Annotated in this window: 18 protein-coding genes; 15 read left to right on the top strand and 3 right to left on the bottom strand. The window is 68.4% G+C overall.

Annotated features, from left to right (window positions below):
• Positions 1-2: 2 nt before the first annotated feature.
• A complete protein-coding gene (locus tag JI745_RS08255; protein ID WP_201805356.1) occupies positions 3-650 on the top strand; it encodes a protein phosphatase CheZ in 648 nt (215 codons plus the stop codon).
• A gap of 63 nt (positions 651-713) precedes the next feature.
• Here the strand turns inward: JI745_RS08255 and JI745_RS08260 are convergent, their stop codons facing one another.
• Both JI745_RS08260 and JI745_RS08265 read right to left on the bottom strand, forming a co-directional pair.
• Positions 714-1,355 carry a response regulator transcription factor gene (locus JI745_RS08260; protein ID WP_201805358.1) on the bottom strand — a complete coding sequence of 214 codons (642 nt, stop codon included), beginning with the start codon at positions 1,353-1,355 and terminating at the stop codon, positions 714-716.
• Between the two features lie 45 nt (positions 1,356-1,400).
• The gene (locus JI745_RS08265) at positions 1,401-2,573 is read right to left on the bottom strand and encodes a response regulator (RefSeq protein ID WP_201805359.1); all 1,173 of its coding nucleotides are present in this window, start codon (positions 2,571-2,573) and stop codon (positions 1,401-1,403) included.
• Between the two features lie 187 nt (positions 2,574-2,760).
• On the opposite strand from JI745_RS08265, the gene JI745_RS08270 reads away from it, so the two are divergent.
• The 12 genes from JI745_RS08270 (at position 2,761) to JI745_RS26755 (ending at position 18,902) form a co-directional block, all read left to right on the top strand.
• Positions 2,761-3,225, top strand: a complete 465-nt coding sequence (locus JI745_RS08270) for a hypothetical protein (protein WP_201805360.1) — start codon at positions 2,761-2,763, stop codon at positions 3,223-3,225.
• A gap of 49 nt (positions 3,226-3,274) precedes the next feature.
• Positions 3,275-3,637 carry a response regulator gene (locus tag JI745_RS08275; protein WP_201805361.1) on the top strand — a complete coding sequence of 121 codons (363 nt, stop codon included), beginning with the start codon at positions 3,275-3,277 and terminating at the stop codon, positions 3,635-3,637.
• A 46-nt stretch (positions 3,638-3,683) separates the two neighbouring features.
• The gene (locus JI745_RS08280) at positions 3,684-5,819 is read left to right on the top strand and encodes a chemotaxis protein CheA (RefSeq protein ID WP_201805362.1); all 2,136 of its coding nucleotides are present in this window, start codon (positions 3,684-3,686) and stop codon (positions 5,817-5,819) included.
• A 68-nt stretch (positions 5,820-5,887) separates the two neighbouring features.
• Positions 5,888-7,462 carry a methyl-accepting chemotaxis protein gene (locus JI745_RS08285; protein WP_310738533.1) on the top strand — a complete coding sequence of 525 codons (1,575 nt, stop codon included), beginning with the start codon at positions 5,888-5,890 and terminating at the stop codon, positions 7,460-7,462.
• Between the two features lie 19 nt (positions 7,463-7,481).
• Entirely contained in the window at positions 7,482-9,035 is a 1,554-nt protein-coding gene (locus tag JI745_RS08290; protein WP_201805363.1) for a methyl-accepting chemotaxis protein, read from the top strand.
• A 36-nt stretch (positions 9,036-9,071) separates the two neighbouring features.
• A complete protein-coding gene (locus JI745_RS26750; RefSeq protein WP_201805364.1) occupies positions 9,072-10,640 on the top strand; it encodes a methyl-accepting chemotaxis protein in 1,569 nt (522 codons plus the stop codon).
• Positions 10,641-10,681: 41 nt separating this feature from the next.
• A complete protein-coding gene (locus JI745_RS08300) occupies positions 10,682-12,514 on the top strand; it encodes a methyl-accepting chemotaxis protein (RefSeq protein WP_201805365.1) in 1,833 nt (610 codons plus the stop codon).
• A gap of 213 nt (positions 12,515-12,727) precedes the next feature.
• Positions 12,728-13,186 (top strand): cache domain-containing protein, encoded by a 459-nt coding sequence (locus JI745_RS08305; RefSeq protein WP_201805367.1) that lies wholly within the window; start codon positions 12,728-12,730, stop codon positions 13,184-13,186.
• A 54-nt stretch (positions 13,187-13,240) separates the two neighbouring features.
• Positions 13,241-14,776 carry a methyl-accepting chemotaxis protein gene (locus JI745_RS08310; protein WP_201805369.1) on the top strand — a complete coding sequence of 512 codons (1,536 nt, stop codon included), beginning with the start codon at positions 13,241-13,243 and terminating at the stop codon, positions 14,774-14,776.
• 14 nt (positions 14,777-14,790) lie between these two features.
• The gene (locus tag JI745_RS08315) at positions 14,791-16,623 is read left to right on the top strand and encodes a methyl-accepting chemotaxis protein (protein WP_310738534.1); all 1,833 of its coding nucleotides are present in this window, start codon (positions 14,791-14,793) and stop codon (positions 16,621-16,623) included.
• A gap of 124 nt (positions 16,624-16,747) precedes the next feature.
• Positions 16,748-17,266, top strand: coding sequence for a chemotaxis protein CheW (locus JI745_RS08320; protein ID WP_201805371.1), 519 nt, complete (start codon positions 16,748-16,750; stop codon positions 17,264-17,266).
• An 85-nt stretch (positions 17,267-17,351) separates the two neighbouring features.
• The gene (locus tag JI745_RS26755; protein ID WP_201805373.1) at positions 17,352-18,902 is read left to right on the top strand and encodes a methyl-accepting chemotaxis protein; all 1,551 of its coding nucleotides are present in this window, start codon (positions 17,352-17,354) and stop codon (positions 18,900-18,902) included.
• A 66-nt stretch (positions 18,903-18,968) separates the two neighbouring features.
• Here the strand turns inward: JI745_RS26755 and JI745_RS08330 are convergent, their stop codons facing one another.
• Positions 18,969-21,527 carry an ABC transporter permease gene (locus JI745_RS08330; protein WP_201805375.1) on the bottom strand — a complete coding sequence of 853 codons (2,559 nt, stop codon included), beginning with the start codon at positions 21,525-21,527 and terminating at the stop codon, positions 18,969-18,971.
• Positions 21,528-21,672: 145 nt separating this feature from the next.
• Here JI745_RS08330 and JI745_RS08335 point away from each other — a divergent pair, with 145 nt between their 5' ends.
• On the top strand, positions 21,673-22,521 hold the full coding sequence (locus tag JI745_RS08335) for a dioxygenase (RefSeq protein WP_201805377.1): 849 nt from the start codon (positions 21,673-21,675) through the stop codon (positions 22,519-22,521).
• A gap of 91 nt (positions 22,522-22,612) precedes the next feature.
• Positions 22,613-24,040, top strand: a complete 1,428-nt coding sequence (locus tag JI745_RS08340; RefSeq protein ID WP_201805379.1) for a hypothetical protein — start codon at positions 22,613-22,615, stop codon at positions 24,038-24,040.

A 24,040-nucleotide genomic window follows, 5' to 3' on the forward strand; every position in this document is an offset into this window, starting at 1 on the left:
CCATGAAGATGGACGACATGGCCGTGCTCGAGCCGGCCCACGCCCCCACGGCAGGCGGTGCTTCGCCTGAAGTGTTTCAACAGCTGGGCATGATCACGCGCCAGCTGCACGACACCCTGCACCAGCTGGGCGTGATGCCCAAGCTGCAGGACGCGGCCAACAACCTGCCCGACGCGCGCAGCCGCCTGAACTACATCGCCGAGAAGACCGGCAACGCCGCCAACAAGGTGCTGAACTCGGTCGACCAGGCGAAGGTGGAGCACAACTCGATCGCGGCCGAAACCCGCCGCATCGCCGCCGCCATCGTGGCCGACCCGGTCAAGGCCGTGGCCTCCGGCTCGGTGATGAATTTCGTGGGCGACGTCGAGGCTGCCACCGCGCGCATCGACCAGCACCTGACCGACATCATGATGGCGCAGGACTTTCATGACCTGACCGGCCAGGTCGTCGCCAAGGTGGTGTCGCTTGCGGCCGACCTGGAAGACAGCCTGGTGAAGCTGCTGGTGCAAGCTGCACCGCCGGAAGCCCAGAAGGTCATCGAGCACACGACGGAAAAGCTCAACGGCCCGGTGGTCAACCCCGAAGGCCGGACCGACGTGGTCACGAACCAGGGCGAAGTGGACGACCTGCTGGCAAGCCTCGGGTTCTGAACGACTCCACGAAAAGCAAAAGCGGCCCGAGGGCCGCTTTTTTCGCTTCAGCGCCAGGCAGTGCTACTCGCCGCCCACCAGCCCGTTGCGGATCGCGTAGACCGTCATCTCCGAGTTGTTGGAAAGCCCGAGCTTCTCCAGCACCCGAGCCCGGTACACCGACACCGTCTTGGGCGACAAGGTCAGCTCTTCGGCAATGTCGGACAAGCGCTTCCCGGACGCGATCATCACCAGCGTCTGCAACTCCCGATCCGACAGCTTCTCATGCGCCGCCTCGGCCCCAGGCGTGGTCAACGACTCCACCAGCATCTGCGCAATCTCGGGCGTCACGTACTTGCGCCCCTGCCCCACCGTGCGCACCGCCTGCACGATGATGGCCGGGTCACCGCCCTTGTTCACGTACCCGTACGCCCCGGCCCGCAGCGCACGGATCGCGTACTGGTCCTCCGGGTACATCGACACCACCAGCACCCGCATCGTCGTCCCTTCATCCTTGAGGACATGCAGCACGTCGAGCCCGCTGCGCCCCGGCAGGTTGATGTCGAGCACCAGCACGTCGGCCTCGCCCACGGTGCGCATCAGGCTGCGCAGCTCGCCGTAGTCGCCGGCCTCGCCGATCACCTGGATGTCCGGGGCGTCGGAGAGCGTGTCGCGGATGCCGCGCCGGATCAGCGCATGGTCGTCGCAGAGCAGGACTTTGATCATGGGGTGGCTGCCGTGTCAGACAACAACAATCGATGGGTCAGACGATCATAGAGCGCCCCACACCGTGGGGTCGTAGGGGCCGGAAGGGTCTTTCAGCTCGCCGGGCTCGGTGATCTCGAGGTCCATGTTGTCGGTGTCGGGCTCCAATGGCACCGACAGGATCAGCGTGGTGCCACCCGGCCCGCTGGAGAGGTCGACCCAGCCACCCACCGTGCCCGCCCGCTCGTGCAGCCCGCGGATGCCGAACGAGCGCGCCTTGGCCAGGTCTTCCTGGTTCAAGCCGCGGCCGTTGTCGCTGACCTCCAGCGACAGCACGCCGCCGGCGAGCGAGAGGTCGATGTGCACCTGGCTCGCCTGGGCATGCTTCGACACGTTGGTCAATGCCTCCTGTGCGGTGCGGTAGGCCACCAGCGGCACGCCCGGCGGCAGGCTCAAGTGCTCATGCCGGCTGCGGAACTCGCAGGTGATGCCGGTGCGCTTCTCGAAGCGGCTGGCCATCCATTGCAACGCGGCGATCAGGCCCTGCTCCAGGATGGCGGGGCGCAGGTTGTGCATCACCCGCTGGCTGGCCTCGATGGCGTGGCTCACCGTCTCGAGCGCCGAGTTCACGCGCGCCAGCACCTCGGGCGAGTCGCTGTGGCGGGCGATCCAGGCGAGGTCGAACTTGAGCGCGGTGAGGGAGCCCCCCACGTCGTCATGGATTTCACGGGCGATCGCGGCGCGCTCCTGCTCCACGCTCACCTGCAGGTGCTGCGCGAGCTCGTGCACGCGCTGCTTCGACTCGCCCAGCTCCCGGTCGGCGCGCTGGCGGGCCAGCAGCAGCTCGTGGGTCTCCACCGCGTGCAAAAGTGCCGGCGCGAGGCGGGTCAGGTTGTTCTTGAGCAGGTAGTCGGAGGCGCCGTTGCGCATGGCCTCGACCGCCGTGTCTTCGCCGATCTCGCCGGAGACGAGGATGAACGGGATCATCTTCCCGCTCGCCTTGACCAGGTCGAGCGCCACCAGGCCCGAGAAGCCCGGCAGGTTGTAGTCGGAGACCACCACGTCCCATGGCGGATCGGCCTCCAGCGCCTGCAGGAAGGCGGCTTCGGAGTCCACCCGCATCGTGTCGGCCAGCAGGCCATCGCGGCGCAGGTGGGCCACCATGAGCTGGTGATCCAGTTCGGAGTCTTCCAGGTGCAGCAGCCGCAGCCGCTTCTGTGACGGGGCGAACGAAGGCATGCAGCCAGTATGCCAACAAGGTCTCAACAAGGCTGCAAAGCGTGCCCGAAGTCCTGAATTGGCGGCACTTCCTGGCCGTGATCACCCTTATGTCTGCCCCGTAGCTGCCGAAGAATGCTTCCAGATGACCCTCGCCCGTGCGCCAGCCTCCGGCCGCGCACCTTTACGAATTACGAGCGGAGACCTGATGGAAGACGCGAACGACGCTCAAGCCCTGCCCGAAGGCGGAGGCGGCATGCCCTTGGAGGCAGCCGCTGACCTGCAGGACCACTTGATGACCGCGAGCAATGACCTCGACCGGCTGCAGACGCTGCTGGCGGATGCCTGCGACACGCTGATGCAACGCTTCCACGGTGCGTCGGAGCACATCCGCACGCTGCGCTCGCACCCGCACGGCATGGAAGAGAGCGAAGCCGTCTTCGACGACGTGATGCAGAACCTGGGCGGCGCCGTCACGGCCCTGCAGTTCCAGGACATGGCCTCGCAGCTGATCAACCACACGCACAAGCGCCTGCGCAGCTGCGTGGACCGCCTGGCCCGCGAGGCCTTTGCCGACGATGAAGACGGCGTGGCCGCAGCCGAGGAAGTGCCGCTGCGCCCCAACCCCGTGACACAGGCCGAGATGGACGTCGGGTCCATAGAGCTGTTCTAAAGACATCCCCCGTTCAACCGAAATCCCACGAGTTCCCCCGGAGAAAGCCATGCAATCAATCCTCGCCGTCGACGATTCCGCGTCCATGCGCCAGATGGTCTCGTTCACGCTCAAGAGCGCCGGCTACAACGTCGTCGAGGCGGTGGATGGCCAGGACGCTTTCGAGAAGTCCAACGCCCGTGACTTCGACCTCGTGCTGACCGACCAGAACATGCCCCGCATGGATGGCATCAGCCTGACCAAGAAGCTTCGCGACAACCCGAAGTTCAAGGCCACGCCGATCCTGATCCTCACCACCGAGTCGAGCGACCAGATGAAGCAGGCGGGCCGCGCTGCCGGTGCCACCGGCTGGCTGGTCAAGCCCTTCGATCCGGCCAAGCTGATCGAAGTGATCAAGAAGGTCGTGAAGTAAACGACCTCGGCCCCAGCACAACACGACACGACACCAGGAGCACGACATGGGCGAGATGTCTCAAGAAGGCGCAAACCTCAGCGCCGGCATCGACCTGAGCCAGTTCTATCAAGTCTTCTTCGAAGAAGCGGGCGAGAACCTCGACCGCATGGAGAAGCTGCTGCTCGACTTCGACGTCGAAGCCGCCGACGACGAGGAGATGAACGCCATCTTCCGTTGCGCGCACTCGATCAAGGGTGGCGCCGCCACCTTCGGCTTCAAGGACGTCGCCGAGCTGACCCACCAGATGGAGACGCTGCTCGACAAGCTGCGCCGCCAGGAGCTCGCGCCCACCGCCGCGATGGTCGACGTGCTGCTGCAGTCGGGCGACGCACTGCGCGCCCAGCTCGCCCGCCACCAGAACGGCGGCGAAGGCGCCGAACTCGACACCACCGAGCTGCTGTTCAACATCCGCGCGATGTCGTCCGGCGAAGCGCCCATGGTCGCCGCCCCCGCTGCCGCACCAGCCCCTGCGCCCGCGCCGGCCCCGGTGTCCGAAGGCGCCGCACCGGCCGCCGCCGGCAAGAACACCGCCCGCGTGCTCGAGCTGCGCGTCGGCCCGATGGACAACCCTGACCAGGCCAACAACATCCTCGACCTGTTCAAGGAAATCACCGACCTCGGCACCATCGAGCCGCTCGACAACGGCATGGCCGCCGACGGCGTGCGCCGTTTCAAGGTCTGCACCACCAGCAGCGACTCCGACCTGCTGGACCTCTTCACCTTCCATGTGGCGCGCGAGCAGGTGCAGATCCTGCCGCTCGGCCCGGGCTTCGGCTTCCATGCCGGCGCACCGGGGGCCCCGCCCGAAGAGAAGGCCGAAGAGGGTTATGGCTTCTTCGACGACGCGCCCGGCGCGCCGACGCAGGCCGCGTCCTCCTCCAACGCCGCGGCGACCGCGGCGGGCACCGACTCGGCCCCGGCCGCGAAGGCACCCGCCAAGGCGCCGACCAGGTCCGACAAGCCGGCCGCCGCCGTCGAAGCGTCGACGCTGCGCGTGTCGGTGGAAAAGGTCGACCAGCTGATCAACCTGGTCGGCGAACTCGTCATCACCCAGGCCATGCTGGCGCAGAACACGCAGGGCCTCGACCCCGCCGTCTACCAGCAGCTGGCCGCCGGCCTTGCCGACCTCGATCGCAACACCCGCGACCTGCAAGAGTCGGTGATGTCGATCCGCATGATTCCGATGTCGGTGGTGTTCAGCCGCTTCCCGCGCATGCTGCGCGACCTGGCCGCCAAGCTCGGCAAGAAGGTCGACTTCGTGACGCTCGGCGAAGCCACCGAGCTCGACAAGGGCCTGGTGGAAAAGATCACCGACCCGCTGACCCATCTGGTGCGCAACTCCTGCGACCACGGCATCGAGTCGCCCGCCGACCGCCTGGCCAAGGGCAAGCCCGAGACCGGCACCATCACGCTGTCCGCGTCGCATCAGGGTGGCTCGATCGTCATCGAAGTGCGTGACGACGGCCGCGGCCTGTCGCGCGAGAAGCTGCTCAAGAAGGCCCGCGAGCGCGGCATCCACGCGCCCGACAGCATGACCGACCAGGAAGTGTGGGGCCTGATCTTCGCGCCGGGCTTCTCCACCGCCGAAGTGGTGACCGACGTGTCGGGCCGCGGCGTGGGCATGGACGTGGTCAAGAAGAACATCACCGCCCTCGGCGGCTCGGTCGAGATCGACTCGGCCGAAGGCTACGGCATGCGCGTCTCGGTGCGCCTGCCCCTCACGCTGGCCATCATGGACGGCATGTCGGTCGGCGTGGGCGAAGAGGTCTACATCCTCCCGCTCAGCTCGGTCGTCGAGTCGTTCCAGGTGCAGCCCGACATGGTCAAGACCATCGGCGGCAGCGGCCGCGTGGTGAGCGTGCGCGACGAATACATGCCGGTGCTGGAACTCGAGCACGTGTTCAGCGTGCCGCGTTTCGACTTCGAGCACGTGAGCGGAATCATGGTGGTGGTGGAGGCCGAAGGCGGCCGCATCGCCCTGCTGGTGGACGAGTTGCTCGGCCAGCAGCAGGTCGTGGTGAAGAACCTCGAAGCCAACTACCGCAAGGTCAACGACGTGTCGGGCGCCACCATCATGGGTGACGGCCGCGTGGCGCTGATCCTGGACACCGGCAGTCTGGTGCGCCGCAGCCGTCACTGACAAGACAAGACAAGACCGACCGGGCTCACGCCCAGCCGCCCCTCATTGCCATCGAGAAGGAGACTTCGATGAACCTCAACACCCTCATCCGAAGCTTCACCATCCGCACGCGGATGCTCGGCGCCGTCTTCGTGGTCGCCGCCTCCTTGCTGGTGGTCGGCGCCGTCGGCTTCGCCGGCCAGAGCTACAGCAACTCGGTCAGCATGTCGTTCTTCAGCGTCGAGTTCTCGGCGATGCAGCGCATCGCGGCCCTGCGCACCTCGATGCACGAGCTGCGCCTGCACGAGAAAGACATGCTGATCCAGTACGAGTCGCCCGACAAGTTCGCCAAGGCGCGCGATGCCTGGATGAAGGCCTTCGAAGAGGTCAACGCGCTGGGCGAGACGCTGGTCGAAGCCCTGCCCGAGCCGGCCCAGGCCGAGCAGGCGAAGAAGGCCATGGCGCAGCTCGCGGCCTTCAAGACCCGCTTCATGCCCACCCTCAAGCAGCTCGAAGCCCAGTCGTTCGACACCGGGCGCGCGGCCCTGGTGGTGGTGAGCCGCACGCAGGCCGACTACGCCGCGGCGCTGGCCACGGTGGAAAACCTGGCGCAGGAGATCAACGCCTCGGCCGCCGCCGGCCAGGAGCGCCTGCAGAAGTCGGGCCGCATGGTCACCTTCCTGCTGCTGGGTTCGATCGGCGTGCTGCTGGTCGTGATCCTGCCGCTCACGCTGGTCAACATGCGCTCGATCTGCAAGCCGCTCGACGAGGCCGAAGCCCTGGCCAAGGCCATCGCCCAGGGCGACCTGGCCGAGCGCCATGTCGACACGCATGGCAAGGATGAAGCCGCCCGCCTGCTGCAGGCGCTGGTCGGCATGCAGCAATCGCTGCGCGACATCATCCGCAAGGTGCGCAACTCGAGCGACAGCATCCGCACCGCGTCGAGCGAGATCGCCTCGGGCAACAGCGACCTTTCGTCGCGCACCGAGCAGGCCGCAAGCAACCTGCAGCAGACCGCGAGCTCCATGGAGCAGCTCACCGGCACCGTGCGCCAGAGCGCCGACTCGGCCGCGCAAGCCAACCAGCTCGCCGCCTCGGCCGCCGAAGTGGCGCAGCGCGGCGGCAACGTGGTCGCCCAGGTCGTCTCGACCATGAACGAGATCAATGCGAGCTCCAAGAAGATCAGCGACATCATCGGCGTGATCGATGGCATCGCCTTCCAGACCAACATCCTCGCGCTGAACGCCGCGGTGGAAGCGGCGCGCGCCGGCGAACAGGGCCGCGGCTTCGCGGTGGTGGCCAGCGAAGTGCGCAGCCTCGCCCAGCGCAGCGCCGAAGCCGCCCGTGAGATCAAGGGCCTGATCGGCAACTCGGTCGACAAGGTGGAGGCCGGCTCGCGCCTGGTGGCAGACGCGGGGTCGACCATGAACGAGATCGTGGGCTCGGTGCAGCGCGTGAGCGACATCATCGGCGAGATCACCGCCGCCTCCAGCGAGCAGAGCGATGGCATCGGCCAGGTCAACATCTCCGTCACCCAGCTCGACCAGATGACGCAGCAGAACGCCGCGCTGGTGGAGCAGAGCGCTGCCGCGGCCGACAGCCTGCTGCAGCAGGCCGGCAACCTGAGCCAGGTCGTCGGCACCTTCCGCCTCGAAGCAGCCTGAACACGGCCCCTCTCCTCTCATGCAGCAACTCAACAATTTCAAGATCGGCACACGCCTCGGCCTCGGTTTCGGCGCAGTGCTCGCGCTGCTTCTGTTGTCGGTGGGCGTCGCCTACCTGCAGATGCAGCGCACCGAGGCCGCCATGAAGGCCACCTCGCAGGAACAGCAGCGGGCCGACGTCGTCGACGAATGGCATCGCAAGACGCAGCTCAACCTCACGCGCACCATCGCCATCGCCAAGGCCGCGGGCCAGACCGACGTGGCGGCATATTTCGAACCCCTGATGAAGGAGACCTCGCAGGAGATCTCCAAGATCCAGAAGGAGCTCGACGCCAGCCTGCAGGATGCCGAGAGCCGCGCGCTGATGGCCAAGATCTCGCAAGGGCGCGAGGCCTACGTCGCCCTGCGCACCCAGCTCTACGAGCACCTGAAGAACGCCGACCCGTTCGCCGCCGAAGCGCTGATGAAGGAAAAGCTGCTGCCGGCCTCGGATGCCTACCTCGCCGCCATCGGCGCGCTGCAGAAGTGGGGCCGCGCCAATGCCGAGGCGCAGGATGCCTCGCTCCAGCGCACGCTGTCGATGGCGCGCGTGGTGCTGCTCGGGCTGGCGCTGGCCAGCCTGTGCGTCGGCGGTGCCATGGCCTGGGTGATCACCCGGTCGGTGGTGACGCCGCTCCAGGAGGCCGTGCAGACGGCCCGCGTGATCGCCGCCAACGACCTGTCGCAGACCCTCGAATCCAACCGCCGCGACGAACTCGGCGAGCTGCTGCGTGCGCTCGGCGACATGCAGGCCTCGCTGCGCCAGGTGATCGGCCAGGTGCGCAGCTCGACCGACAGCATCAGCACCGCGTCGACCGAGATCGCCCACGGCAACCAGGACCTCTCGGCCCGCACCGAGCAGACCGCGAGCAACCTGCAGCAGACCGCCTCCTCGATGGAGGAGCTCACCGCCACCGTCAAGCACAGCGCCGACTCGGCCGCGCAGGCCAACCAGCTCGCCGCCTCGGCCACCGAGGTGGCGCAGCGTGGCGGCAGCGTGGTCTCGCAGGTGGTCGCGACCATGGACGAGATCAACGCGAGCTCCAAGAAGATCGCCGACATCATCGGCGTGATCGACGGCATCGCCTTCCAGACCAACATCCTCGCGCTCAACGCCGCGGTGGAAGCCGCGCGTGCCGGCGAGCAGGGCCGCGGCTTCGCGGTCGTGGCGAGCGAAGTGCGCTCGCTGGCCGGCCGCTCGGCCGAGGCCGCCAAGGAGATCAAGGGCCTGATCGGCGCGAGCGTCGAGAAGGTCGAGACCGGCTCGCGCCTGGTGGCCGATGCCGGCACCACCATGACCGAGATCGTGAGCTCGGTGCAGCGTGTGAGCGACATCATCGGCGAGATCACCACCGCCACCTCCGAGCAGAGCGATGGCATCGGTCAGGTCAACACCGCGGTGATGCAGCTGGACCAGATGACCCAGCAGAACGCGGCACTCGTCGAAGAGAGCGCCGCCGCCGCAGAAAGCCTCAAGGACCAGGCGAAGCGCCTGGCCGGGATGGTGAGCGCCTTCCGCCTGGCCGCTCACTGACCCCATCAAAACATCAATCGACAACAGGAAGGCAACATGAACTTGAGCAAGATGACGATCACAGCCAGATTGATGGCCGCATTCGGGATCCTCGTGGCGATCATGTTGCTGGTCTCGGGCATCGCGCTGCACGCCCTGAGCCGCGCAAACGACAACTTCGGTGCCTATGTGGGCGACACCGGTGCCCGCATCTCGGTGGCCGCGTCGGTGCGCCGCGCGATGTTCGAGCGCACCATCGCCTCGCGCAACCTGGTGCTGTCGTCCAGCCCCGCCATCCACGAGGCCGAGAAGAAGGCCGTGGCCGCCGCGCACGAGAACGTGGGCAAGCGCATCGCCAAGCTCAAGGCGATGGTGGCCGACCCGGATGTCCATGAAGACGAGCGCAAGCAGGTCGCGCAGATCGAGGCCATCGAGGCGCGCTACGCCAAGGTCTCCGAGCAGATCGTGCAGCTCGCGCTCGACAACAAGCGCGAAGAATCCATCGCGATGATGAACAACGACTGCCGCCCGCTGCTGGCCGAGCTGTCGAAGACCATCGGCGCCTACAGCGACCACCTGCGCAAGCTCGGCGAAGGCGAAGTCGAGGTCATGAAGAGCAACTACGCCTCCAACCGCAACCTGCTGCTGGTGGCCTGCGGCATCGCCGTGGCCCTGGCCGTGGCGATGGCGCTCATGATCACCCGCAACCTGCGCCGTGCGCTGGGAGCCGAGCCCTCGGAGCTGGGCGAAGTGGCCCGCCGCGTGGCCGTGGGCGACCTGGCCCACACCGCGCACGCCGCACCGGTGGGCAGCGTGATGGCCTCGCTCGGCGAGATGCAGGCCAACCTCGCCAAGGTGGTGAGCCAGGTGCGCAACGCCTCCGACTCCATCGCCACCGGCTCGGCGCAGATCGCAACAGGCAACGCCGACCTGTCGCAGCGCACGGAAGCGCAGGCGTCCAACCTGCAGCAGACCGCGGCCTCGATGGAAGAGATGAACGCCACGGTCAAGAACAACGCCGACACCGCACGCCAGGCCAACCAGCTGGCCAGCTCCGCCAGCACGGCCGCCGAGCGCGGCGGCGAGGTGGTGGGCCAGGTGGTCTCGACCATGCACGAGATCTCCAACAGCTCCAAGAAGATCGCCGACATCATCGGCGTGATCGACGGCATCGCCTTCCAGACCAACATCCTGGCGCTCAATGCCGCGGTGGAAGCCGCGCGAGCCGGCGAACAGGGCCGCGGCTTCGCGGTGGTGGCCGGTGAGGTGCGCTCACTGGCCCAGCGCAGCGCCGAAGCGGCGCGCGAGATCAAGTCGCTGATCGGCGCCAGCGTGGAGCGCGTGGAAGCCGGTTCCCGCCTGGTGGGCGAGGCCGGCTCGACGATGAACGACATCGTGAGCCAGGTGAAGCGCGTGTCCGACCTGATCGGCGAGATCAGCTCGGCGACGACCGAACAGACCAGCGGCATCGGCCAGGTGAGCGATGCCGTCACCCAACTCGACCAGATGACGCAGCAGAACGCGGCGCTGGTGGAAGAAAGCGCTGCCGCGGCCGAAAGCCTCAGGCAGCAGGCCGGCAGCCTGAGCCAGGTGGTGGCCACCTTCAGGCTCGGCGCCACCGGCTGATTCGCCAACCCGCCCCGCCCGCTGGAAGGAGCACGGCCGCCATGAATTTCAAGAACCTCGGCATCCGTACCAAACTGATGGGCGGCTTCGCGCTTGTCCTCGTCATCGCCCTCGTGCAGAGCCTGCTCTCGATGGAGCAGCTGCGCCAGGTCGACACGACCGCCAACGAACTGGCCCGCCACTGGCTGCCGGGCGTGAAGGGGGCAGACGCCCTCAAGGACGACCTGGCCCAGATGCGGGTGCAGCGCATGCAGCTCACCATGCTCGAGGAATCGAGCCGGGTGGCCGCCGTCGAGGCCAAGCTCGCCGAGCTCGAGAAGCAGCTGGCGACGCACCTGGCCGAGTACAGCAAGCTCATCGGCTCTCCGGAGGAGAAGGCGCTCTTCGACGCGGCTGAAGCCGAGCTCAAGATCTACGTCGGCATGAACGCGGCCATGGTCACCCGCATGCGTGACCTGCGGGCGGTGGAGGCCAAGGTGATCCTGAATGGCGAGGGCGCGAGAAGCTTCGGCGCGGCCAACGCCACGCTCACCAAGCTGGTCGAGCTGAACGCCCAGGGCAGCGACGCCGCCGCGAAGGCCGCAGAGGCGGCCTATGCCCGGGCCCGCATCATCGTGCTCGCAGCCCTGTGCGCCATGGTCGTGCTGGGGCTTGGCGTCGGCTGGCTGGTCTCGCGCGACATCGTCACCGCCACCTCGCAAGCCGTGACCGGCGCCGACCGCATCGCCGCAGGAGACCTGAGCCGCACCATCGCCACCGAACGCGGCGACGAGATCGGCCAGCTGTTCAAGGCGCTGTCGAAGATGCAGGCCAACCTGCGCCAGATCGTGACGGGCGTGCGCCAGAACGCCGAAGGCGTGGCCGCGGCCAGCGCCGAGATCTCGGCGGGCAACCACGACCTCTCGGGCCGCACCGAGCAACAGGCCAGCGCGCTCGAAGAGACCGCCGCCTCGATGGAGGAGCTGGGCAGCACGGTCAGGCAGAACGCCGACAACGCGCGCCAGGCCAACCAGCTCGCGATGAGCGCCTCGACGGTCGCCGTCTCCGGCGGCGAAGTGGTCGACCGCGTGGTCGAGACGATGAAGGGCATCAACGAGTCCTCGCGCCGCATCGCCGACATCATCGGCACCATCGACGGCATCGCCTTCCAGACCAACATCCTCGCGCTGAACGCCGCGGTGGAAGCGGCGCGCGCGGGCGAACAGGGCCGCGGCTTCGCGGTCGTCGCCAGCGAAGTGCGCAGCCTCGCGCAGCGATCGGCCGAAGCGGCCAAGGAAATCAAGAGCCTCATCTCCACCAGCGTCGAGCGCGTGGAGCAGGGCTCGAGCCTCGTCGACCAGGCCGGCACCACGATGCAGGAGGTGGTGGCCTCGATCAAGCGCGTGACCGACATCATGGGCGAGATCAGCGCGGCCAGCACCGAACAGTCGGCCGGCGTCGCGCAGGTCGGCGAAGCGATCACGCAGATGGACCAGGCGACGCAGCAGAACGCCGCCCTGGTGGAGCAGAGCGCCGCCGCCGCCGAGAGCCTCAAGGGCCGGGCCAAGAAGCTCGTCGACGAAGTGGCGGTCTTCAAGCTCGACGCAGACGCCCCCGCGGCCCGCAGCGCAGCGCCCGCAGCGCTGGTGCCGGTGGTGCACAAGCCGGTGGCGAGCACCGCGATGGCGATGCCCAAGCCGGCCGACGCCAAGGCCGCGCCGAAGGTCGACGCCAAGTCGATCGACGCGAAGCCTGCCGCCCCGGTGGCCGCCCCAATGGCCGCTACACCGAGCCCGCGCCCGGCACCGGCGCCCGTGGCGCTCGCACCGGCCGCCCCGGCGCCGGTGGCCGCCACCGCCAAGGCCGCGGCCGACGACGACTGGGAAACCTTCTGAGGCTCCTGCGCCCTCCCCCACACCACGGCCCGTGACGACCTCACGGGCCGTGGTGCTTCCAGGGCGGTTGAAAAGCGCCGTCAGGGGCCAGCTTTTGCACGAATTGAACGCCTGGGGCGACCCACAGAATGCCTACAAGCCGCTGCGTGCCTGCCGATATCTCCCGTGAACCTCGGCATTCCCGCCCCTTCATGCGTCTCTAGGAGCACCCTCATGCGCGCACACCTCACCGCCCTCCTCGCCGTGTCCAGCCTGGCCTTGGCCCCCCTCGCCATCGCCAAGGAAGGCAATGCCACCGCCGCCGAAGCGACCGCGATGGTCAAGAAGGGCGTCGCCTTCATCAAGGCCAACGGCAAGGACAAGGGCTTTGCCGAAATCACCAACAAGGCCGGCCAGTTCAACGACCGCGACCTCTACCTCGTGGTCTACGGCCTCGACGGCGTGGTGCATGCGCACGGCGCCAACGAGAAGATGGTCGGCAAGAACCTGATCGAGCTGAAGGACGTGGACGGCAAGGCCTTCGTCAAGGAGCGCGTGGAGCTGGCCCAGAGCAAGGGCACCTTCTGGCAGGACTACAAGTTCACCAACCCGGTCACCAAGAAGATCGAGCCCAAGAGCATGTACTGCGAGAAGCTGAATGACGCCGTGGTCTGCGGCGGCATCTACAAGTAAATCGACAACCGGGCCGGGCCTTTCACCCGGCTCCCTTTCTCCCTTGGTGGGCCCATGAATCTCGGTAAGAAGCTGCTCGCAGCGCCGTTGTTGACCGTCGCCGTGGTGTTGTCGGTCGGAGCACTGAGCACCGTCCTGCAAAGCCGCGCGGCGGCCGACAGCCAGGCGTCGTTCAAGGGCGACATGGAAAGCTTCCGCACCGTGACGAGCGTGCAGGACCAGCTGGCCCAGTCGCACGCGAGCGTCTACAAGACCGTGGCGCTGATGAGCTCCCTCGACGACGCGAAGGTCAAGGCCTTCCGCTCGGGGCTTGCCAACCAGCTCGGCGGCATGAAGCGCACGCTGTCGGCCATGACCGATGCCGACGGCGGAGCCACGCTGAAGGACGACGTGGCCGCCCTCTCGGCGCAGATCGACAAGTACGGCAAGCTCGCCGACTCGGCCATCGACCTCGCGACCGTCGACCCCAACACCGGCATCGCCGCGATGCAGAACGCCGACATGGCCTTCGCCGCGATGGCCAAGGCCGTGGGCGCGCTGGTGGCGAAGATGGAAGCCGCCAGCAGCGCCCACATGGACGCCGCCGCCGCCCGTGCCACGCGCATCAGCGTGCTGCTCGGACTGCTGGCGTCGCTGGCGTGCCTGGGCACCGTGGGCGCCGCGTGGTGGATGCAGCGCCGCGTGGTGCGCGACCTGCGCCGCGCCGTCGGCGTGGCCGCCGAAGTCGCCAACGGCAACCTGCAGGCCGAAGCCGCCAGCACCCGCCGCGACGAAGTGGGCGACCTCATGCGCTCGCTGGGCGCGATGACGGCCCAGCTCAGCCGCTCGCTGCACACCGTGATGCAGTCCTCAGGCGCCATCCAGTCGGCCAGTGCCGAGATCGCCTCGGGCAACCTCGACCTCTCGCACCGCACCGAGCAGACCGCCGGCAACCTGCAGCAGGCGGCCAGCTCGATGGAGCAGCTCAGCGGCACCGTGAAGCAAAGCGCCGACTCCGCGCGCCAGGCGAACCAGCTGGCAGCGTCTGCCGCCGAGGTGGCGTCGCGCGGCGGCAGCGTGGTCTCGCAGGTCGTCTCGACCATGGACGAGATCAATGCGTCGTCGAAGAAGATCAGCGACATCATCGGCGTGATCGATGGCATCGCCTTCCAGACCAACATCCTCGCGCTGAACGCCGCGGTGGAAGCGGCGCGCGCCGGCGAACAAGGCCGCGGCTTCGCGGTCGTCGCCAGCGAAGTGCGCAGCCTTGCGCAGCGCTCCGCCGAAGCGGCCAAGGAAATCAAGAGCCTGATCGGCGCGAGCGTCGAGAAGGTCGAAGCCGGTTCCCGCCTGGTGGCCGACGCTGGCGCCACCATGACCGAGATCGTCAGCTCGGTGCAGCGGGTGAGCGACATCATCGGCGAGATCACCACCGCCACCAGTGAACAAAGCGACGGCATCGGCCAGGTCACCCGTGCCGTCACCCAACTGGACCAGATGACGCAAGCGAACGCCTCGCTGGTGGAGCAATCGGCCGCTGCGGCCGAGAGCCTCAAGCAGCAGGCGCAACAGCTCGCGTCGGTGGTCTCGACGTTTCAACTTCATCGCTAACCCGGAGCCTCACCGTGCTCGCACATTTCAGTTTCAAACGCAAGATCGGCCTTCTCGTTGGCGTGGCCGTGCTCGGCATCGCGGCGCTCGCCGCCCTGTCGATGACCATGCTGCGCCACCACGTCCAGGAGGGCCGGCGCGCGCAGCTCGTCTCGGCGGTGCAGACCGCCTACCAGATCGCGGCGTCGTACCAGGCGCTGGCCGCGAGCGGCAAGATGCCGGTCGAAGAGGCGCAGAAGGCCGCCAAGGAGGCGCTGCGCCTCGCCCGCTATGGCGGTGCTGACGGCAAGGCCGACTACTTCTACCTCTGGGCGCTCGACGGCACCGGCGTCATGCACCCCATCAAGCCCGAGTGGGCCGGCCAGCCGATGCTCGGCAAGGTGAAAGACGGCGCCGGCAACGACGTCGTCAAGGCGCTGATCGATGGCGTGAACGCCAGCAAGACCGGCATCGCCTTCGTGCCCACGATGTTCCCGCGCCCGGGCCAGACCGAGCCGGTCGAGAAGCTCCAATACGTGATCAAGATCGACGGCTGGAACTGGCTCGTCGGCTCCGGCCTCTACATGGAAGATGCCAACGTGGTGGTGCGCTCGGTGCTGCTGGCCAACGTGGCCTTCAGCCTCGTGCTGCTGCTGATCATCGGCGGCGTGGGCTACGCCGTGGCACGCAGCGTGCTGCGCACCATCGGCGGCGAGCCTGAAGAGGCGCTGGCCGCGATGGCCGAGGTGGCCCAGGGCAACCTCCAGGTGCAGGTCAAGGCGGCCGTGCCGGGCAGCGTGATGGACGGCCTGCAACGCATGGTGCAGTCGCTGCGCCAGACGGTGACGCAGGTCCGCCAGTCGACCGACAGCATCTCCACCGCCAGCACCGAGATCGCCTCCGGCAACCAGGACCTGAGCGCCCGCACCGAGCAGACGGCGAGCAACCTGCAGCAGGCCGCGAGCTCCATGGAGCAGCTCAACGGCACCGTCAAGCAGAGCGCCGATTCGGCGCAGCAGGCCAACCAGCTGGCAGCCTCGGCCGCCGAGGTGGCGCGCCGCGGCGGCAGCGTGGTCGCGCAGGTCGTGACCACGATGGAAGAGATCAATGCGAGCTCGAAGAAGATCAGCGACATCATCGGCGTGATCGACGGCATCGCCTTCCAGACCAACATCCTCGCGCTGAACGCCGCGGTGGAAGCCGCCCGTGCCGGCGAACAGGGCCGCGGCTTCGCGGTGGTCGCGAGCGAGGTGCGCAGCCTCGCCGGCCGCTCCGCCGAGGCGGCCAAGGAAATCAAGAGCCTCATCGGCGCGAGCGTCGAGAAGGTCGAGACCGGCACGCGCCTGGTGGCCGATGCCGGCACGACCATGGGCGAGATCGTGGGCTCGGTGCAGCGGGTGAGCGACATCATCGGCGAGATCAGCGCCGCCTCCAGCGAGCAGAGCGATGGCATCGGCCAGGTCAACGTCGCCGTGACGCAGCTCGACCAGATGACGCAGCAGAACGCCGCGCTGGTGGAAGAAAGCGCCGCCGCCGCCGAGGCCCTGAAGGAACAGGCGCAACGCCTGGCGCAAGTGGTGAGCAACTTCAAGCTCGACGGCCCTGCGGTCGCCGCCGCCACGCCGGCCGTGGTGAAGCCGGTTGCATCGGCCAAGCCTGCACCGGCCGCGAAGCCGGCGCCGGCCCCCTCTGCGCCGATCGCCGCGCCCGCGCCGGTCGCCAAGGCCAGCCCGCCCAAGCCGGTGGCGACGCCCCGCCCGGCGCCCGCGCCCGTGGCGGCTTCGGCGCCCGTGGCGACGCCGGCCCCGGCCCCGATGGCGGCCGCCGCGGCCAGCGCCGCCAGCCACGACGACTGGGAAACCTTCTGATCCGCGGACGCGCCCCGAAAAGGCGGGCGCATTCCACACACATCGAACCTTCAGTTTCAGCCCGGCAAGCCGATAGTTACAGCAGAACAGCCTGAACCCGGCTTCCATCTCGAGAGGACACACCATGGACATGATTCACGAAGCAGCCCACGTCGCCCGCCACGAAGCGGCACGCGCCGCCCTGGCGGCACAGTCGGGCAGCGAGTACCTGACCTTCCGCCTCGGCGCCGAGGAATACGGCATCGACATCCTGAAGGTGCAGGAGATCCGCTCCTATGAAGTGCCCACTCGCATCGCGAACGCTCCGCAGTTCGTGAAAGGCGTGGTCAACCTGCGCGGCGTGATCGTGCCGATCGTCGACCTGCGCCTGAAGCTCGGTTGCGACACCGCCGAGTACAACAGCTTCACCGTCGTGATCGTGCTGAACGTCAAGGGCCGCGTGGTCGGCGCCGTCGTCGACTCGGTCTCCGACGTGCTCGAACTCTCCGCCGAGTCGATCAAACCGGCCCCCGAGATGGCCTCGGCCGTCGACACCAGCTTCATCACCGGCATCAGCAGCGTCAACGACCGCATGCTGATCATGATGGACATCGAATCCCTGATGGCCAGCCCCGACATGGGCCTGATGGACGAATCGCACTGAGGCGCACCCGCCCCAGCTGTGCCACGGGCGGTGACGACCTCACCGCCCGATTTCATTTCACGACCCGCTCTCTCATTCCCAGACCATGAGCCTGAACAACATTTCCGTCACACGCAAGCTGTGGGGTGCCATCCTGCTGCTGCTCGCCGCCATGCTGACCATCGCCATGCTGGCAGCCTCCCAGGCCGCTTCGGTGCAGGCCGAATCGGCCCGTCAGATCGCCCAGGTGCACGACCTCGTCGAACGCTCGGCCGTGTGGAAGGGCTTGACCGACACCGCCGTCACGCGCGGCATGGCCAACGTCATCAGCAGCGACCCGGCTGTTGGCGAACTCTTCAAGGAAAACCTGGAAAACGACACCAAGAAGATCACCGCCATCCGCGTCGAGATCTCCAAGGTCGCGACCTCGGACGAAGACAAGGCGGCCATGAAGAACGTGGCCGAGAAAGGTGCCGTGCTGGTGGCCGCCAGCAAGAAGGCCACCGAGCTCGTGGCCGCTGGCGACCGCGCCGCGGTGACGGCGCACGTGAAGGGCGAGTACGCGCAGACGGCCGCCGCCTACCTCGGCGCAATCGACGCCTTCGTGGCCCTTCAGCGCCAGAAGGGCGAGCAGGCCTTGGCTGCCGGCGCGCAGGCGCGCCAACGCATCCTGCTGGCCGGCTTCGGCGGCGCAGTGCTCGTGATCGCACTCGGCATGCTCGTCGCCGCGACGCTCGTGCGCAGCATCCGCCAGCCGCTGGAAGAGTCGATCCGCGTCGCCGGCGCCATCGCCGAAGGCGACCTGACGCAGACCATCTCCACGACGCGCAAGGACGAGTTCGGCTCGCTGATGCGCGCCCTGCAGCACATGAACGAATCGCTGGGCCGCGTGGTCGGCAATGTGCGCTCGTCGACCGACAGCATCAGCACCGCCTCGGCCGAGATCGCAACAGGCAACACCGACCTCTCGTCGCGCACCGAGCAGACCGCCAGCAACCTGCAGCAGGCCGCCAGCTCGATGGAGCAGCTGACCGGCACCGTGCGCCAGAGCGCCGATTCGGCCCGCCAGGCCAACCAGCTCGCCTCGTCGGCAGCCGAAGTGGCGCAGCGCGGCGGCAGCGTCGTCGCCCAGGTCGTGTCGACCATGGACGAGATCAATGCGTCGTCGAAGAAGATCAGCGACATCATCGGCGTGATCGATGGCATCGCCTTCCAGACCAACATCCTCGCGCTAAACGCCGCGGTGGAAGCCGCGCGTGCCGGCGAGCAGGGCCGTGGCTTCGCGGTGGTGGCCGGTGAAGTGCGCTCGCTGGCCCAACGCAGCGCCGAAGCGGCCCGCGAGATCAAGGGCCTGATCGGCAGCTCGGTCGACAAGGTGGAGGCCGGTTCGCGCCTCGTCGCCGACGCGGGCGCCACGATGAACGAGATCGTGGGCTCGGTGCAGCGCGTGACCGACATCATCGGCGAGATCACCGCCGCATCGACCGAGCAGAGCGATGGCATCGGCCAGATCAACAGCGCCGTGACGCAGCTCGACCAGATGACGCAGCAGAACGCCGCGCTGGTGGAAGAGTCGGCCGCCGCGGCCGAGTCGCTGCGCGAGCAGGCGCACCGCCTGGCCGAAGTGGTGGCGGTGTTCAAGGTGGCGCGCGTCTGATCGACACACGCATGCCCTGAACGACAAAAGCGGCCCACGGGCCGCTTTTGCTTGGGTGAGGGAAAGCTACTCGGCCGCAGCGCGGCGCAAGGTCTCGACCACCGGCCGGCGCAGCACCTCGCGCAGGCCCCACCAGCCGGCACCGAGCGCGAGCACCGCCCCCGCCACGCCGCCCGCGAGCGGCACCCAGGGCGAGCCGCTCCAGGTGAACTGGAAGGCATATTTCGCAAGCGCCCAGCCGACCACCATGGCGGCAATCGAGGCCAGCACGCCCGCGAGCGCACCCACGCCGAGCAGCTCGGCGCGCTGCACCTGCGCGAGCAGCTTGCCGCTTGCGCCCAGCGCGCGCATCACCGCGAACTCGCGTGCCCGCGCCTCTCGCGTGGCGGTGACAGCCGCGAACAGCACCACGAGCCCCGCCGCCAGCGTGAAGGTGAAGAGGAACTCGACCGCGCGCACCACCTGGTCGAGCACCGCCTGGATCTGGCCGATCGAGGCCGACACGTCGACGTTGGTGATGTTGGGGAATTCGCGGCTCAGCGCGTTGTCGAAGCCGGCCTTGGCCGGCGCCCGGAACGCGGCGATGTAGGTCGCCGGCACGTCGATCATCTGCGCGCTCGGGAACATCACGAAGAAGTTGGCCCGCATCGAGCCCCAGTCGACCTTGCGCAGGCTGGTGATGCGGCCTTCGAGGATGAGCCCGCCCATGTCGAAGCGCAGCGAGTCGCCGAGCTTGAGCCGCAAGGTCTCGGCCAGGCCCTGCTCGACGCTCAGGCCGCCCTTCTCTTCGCTCACCCAGCGGCCGGCGGTCACGCTGTTGTGCATCGGCAGCGTGGCGCTGTGGCTCAGGTTGAACTCGCGGTCGAGCAGGCGCTTGGCGCGCTCTTCGGTGTAGTCGTCGAGGTTGGCAGGCTTGCCGTTGATCGCGACCAGCCGGCCTCGGATCATCGGGAACCAGTCGAACCTGCCCACCCCGCCCTCGCGCAGCCGGGCCTGGAAGGCGTCGGCCTGGTCGGGCTGGATGTTGATCACGAAACGGTTGGGCGCATCGGGCGGCGTGGCCTGGCGCCAGCTGGAGATGAGGTCTGTGCGCAGGAGCACCAGCAGCACGAGCGCCAGCAGCCCCACGCTGAGCGCCGACACCTGCAGCACCGCAAACGCCGGCCGCGCGGCGATCTGGCGCGTGGCCAGCACCAGCCAGCGCGGCGCGCGCGCCTCGGGCACCGCGCGGCGCAGCACCTGCACGGCGAGCCACGACAGCAGCGCGAACACCGCCACGGCGCCGGCGAAGCCGCCCACCGCGATCAGCCCCAGCTGCAGGTCGGACGACACCGCGAGCAGCAAGGCGACGAAGCCCGCCGCACCCGCGCCCAGCACCGCGAGTGATGCCGGCTTGAGCGCGCCGACGTCGCGGCGGATCACCCGCAGCGGAGGCACCTGCGAGAGCTGCAGCACCGGCGGCAGGCCGAAGCCCATCAAGAGCGTGAAGCCCACGCCCACGCCGAAGAGCGCCGGCCAGACGGTGGGCAGTGGCAAGGTCGCCGACACCAGCCCCGACAGCAACCACACGAAGACGTAGTGCACCGCGAAGCCGATCGCCACGCCGGCAACACTTGCCGCCAGCCCGACGAGCGTGAACTCGATCAGGTACTGCAGCGCGATCGTGCGCTGCGCCTGGCCGAGCACGCGCAGCATGGCGCAGTCGTCGAGGTGGCGCTCGGCGAAGTCGCGCGCGGCGATGCCCACGGCCACCGCCGCCAGCAGCGCCGCGAGCAGCGCCACGAGGTTGAGGAATTTCTCGGCGCGGTCGAGCGTCTGGCGCATTTCGGGGCGGCCGGTCTCGAGCGACTCGACGCGCACGCCGCGCACGGTGCGGCCCTTCACCTGCTCGTCGGCCCAGCGCACGAATTCGCGCAGCGGCGCTTCGTTGGCACCGGGCACGGCGACTGCCATGCGGTAGGTGACGCGGCTCGCCGGCTGCACCAGCGCCGTGGCCCCTAGGTCGGCCTCGTGCAGCATCACCCGCGGCGCAAAGGCCATGAAACCGGCGCCGCGGTCGGGCTCGATCACGATGATGGCGGCGATCTTCAGCGTGGCGTCGCCCAGCAGCAGGTCGTCGCCGAGCTGGAGCTGCAGGCTGTCGAGCAGGGGCGCGTCGACCCACACCGTGCCGCGCGCCGGGCCGTTCGTCACCGCCTGCTCGGCGCCGCCCTGGCTCTGCACCACGCGCAGCTGGCCGCGCAGCGGGTAGGCATCGCTCACGCTCTTGACCGAGACCAGGCGCGAGTTGCCGCCCTTGTCGTCGGGCGCACGGCCCATGCTCGGGAAGGCCGCGGTGGCCGCCACCTTGAGCCCGAGCGCCTGCGCCTTCTGGGTGAACACTGGCGGCAGCGGCTGGTCGCTCGCGATGATGGCGTCGCCACCCATCAGCTGGCGCGCATCTCGCGCGAGGCCCTGGTTGAGGCGGTCGGCGAAGAAACCCACCGCAGTGAGTGCGGCGACCGCCAGCGTCACCGCCACCAGCAGCAGGCGCAGCTCGCCAGCGCGGAAATCGCGCGCCAGCTGGCGCCAGGCGAGTTGCCAAAGAGAGGCCTGGGGCCTCAAAGCCTGGGACTGCAAGGACATGGTCTTCTCCGTCGAGGCCCGCACCTTACCTGATGCGTTGCGTCACCCGGGGCGCCCGGCCGGGAACCGGGGCCGCTTGCAGGGCTGAACGATGCATGCAAATCCGCAGAACCGATGGCGCGCGGCCGGGTGCTTCAATGACCGCATGGACACACGCCCCCTCCCCGCCCTCTTCCTCTCGCACGGCTCGCCCATGATGGCGCTCGAGCCGGGTGAGACCGGTCCGTTCCTGGAGCGGCTCGGGCCGGCGATCACGTCGACCTTCGGCACGCCGCGGGCCATCCTCGCCGTCTCGGCGCACAGCGTCGCGCGCGAGCCGGTGCTGCTCGCCGGTGCACGGCAGCACGCGGTGCACGACTTCGGCGGTTTCCCCGACGCGCTCTACCAGTTGCGCTACGACGTGGCGGGCGCCCCGGCGCTGGCCACCGAAGTGGAGCAGTTGCTCGACGCGGCCGGGCTGCCCGCGCACCGCGTCGACGAAGGCGGGCTCGACCATGGCATCTGGGCCATGCTGCGCTTCATGTTCCCGGCGGCCGACATCCCGGTGCTGCCGCTGGCGTGGGTGCCGACCTTGCCGCCGGCGCAGCAGTTGGCGCTCGGCGAGGCGCTGGCCTCCTTGCGCCCGACCGGCGTGCTGGTGATGGGCACCGGCAGCATCACGCACAACCTGCGGCGGGTGTTCGCCGGCGGCCGGCCGCCGGTCGACGCCGCCGAGATCCCCGAAAGCCGCGACTTCCGCGAGTGGATGCGCGCGCGCAGCGAGGCGCGCGACTGGGGAGCGCTCACCGACTACCGGCGCCAGGCACCGCATGCCGCCGACATGCACCCGACCGACGAGCACCTGCTGCCCTGGTTCGTGGCGGCCGGTGCCGGCGGGCGGGCGGCCGCGCCGCTGCGCCTGCACGATGCGGTGACCTATGGTTGCCTCGGCATGGACGCCTATGCCTTCGGCCCCGAGGCCCCTCTCTTGGGTGGTGCGCTGACACCCTCCTGAATTGCACGCCCGCACTAAAATTGCGCGCCGGTCCTCAGAAAAGGCCGGCCCCGCACACACAGCGGGCGTCCAGGGTTGAGGGAGGAAATTCATGAAACGCATCTCGCTGGCTGCGGCCGGTTTCACCTTGTCGTGCCTGCTCGCCGCGTGTGGTGGCGGCAGCGACACCGACACCTCGGTGGCGCAAGCGGCCGACACCCGTTCCGATTCGGCCCAGGCCGATCTGCGTCGCGAGGCGCAAGCCCAGGCACGGCCGCGCCCCGAGCAGTTCACGGCCGGCCCGCGTGAGGTCAACGACACGATCGTCTGGCAGCAGCAGGAGACCACGGTTGGCGGCACCACGCAGCAGCGCAGCTACGGCGACCGCATCACCGCCGTCGAGGCCGATGGCAGCTTCAGCTTCAACCGCGGCACCCCCGGGGGCGTGACCTTCGAGCGTTATCGCGCCAATGCCGACGGCAACCGCCTGAGCCGCGAGTACGTCAACAACGGCAACCACTGCACCTACGATCCGAACCGCAACTTCGTCAGCTACCCGCTGTACGTCGGCAAGGTCTGGGCGTCGCAGTGGAACTACAACTGCTCGCTCGGCTACAAGGAACGCGCCACGCAGCTCTCCGCCGTGACCGGCCGCGAAAGCATCACCATCCAGGCGGGCACCTTCGATGCGCTGCGCATCGGCTACGTCACGCTCTACACCAAGAGCAACGACGTGAACCTGCAGAACGGCGCCAACGGCGAAGCCGCCTACCTCGTGGAAAGCACCTGCTGGTGGGCCACCTCGGTCAAGCGCATCGTCAAGTGCACCTACAAGAACACCTACTTCGGCACCACGCCGCCCGCAGGCTACCTCGCGGACTACGCACTTGAAGCGAGCTACATCGGCAAGGTGTACTTTCCCGATGCCTCGCGCCAGGTCGGCCAGAGCAGCCGTTGGACCGAGACCGACACCCAGCTCGGCGGCAACGTGATCAACCGCCACTACACGCAGACGATCACCGCCGTGAACCCCGATGGCAGCTACAACGTCGACCGCGCCGAGGCCAACGGCTTCATCAGCGAGCGCATCCTCAACGACCGCGGAGGCAACCGCCTCAACCGCTTCATCGTGCAGACCAACAACCCCTGCACCTGGGCCCCACGCCGCGACTACCTGAGCTTCCCGCTCTACGTGGGCAAGACCTGGACGTCGGGCTGGAACTACAGCTGCGCGCTCGGCTACCGCGAAGACGCGGCCCACACCGCCCGCGTCGAAGCGCTGGAGCCGGTGACGACGGCCGCCGGCACCTTCAACGCACTGCGCGTGAGCTTCCAGACCGTGCTGACCAACAGCAACGACTTCCAGCTGCAGAACGGCCCGGCCGGCCAGGCGACCTACCGCAACGACGGCACCTGCTGGTGGGATGTGGACGGCCAGCGCATCGTCAAATGCGACATCGCCAACACCTTCGAAGGCCCGGCACCGGCGACTTACCGCCAGCGCTATGTGACCGAGCTGGCGGCTGTGCTCGTGCCCTGA

This window comes from Piscinibacter sp. HJYY11, from assembly GCF_016735515.1.
GTDB lineage: Bacteria > Pseudomonadota > Gammaproteobacteria > Burkholderiales > Burkholderiaceae_C > Rhizobacter.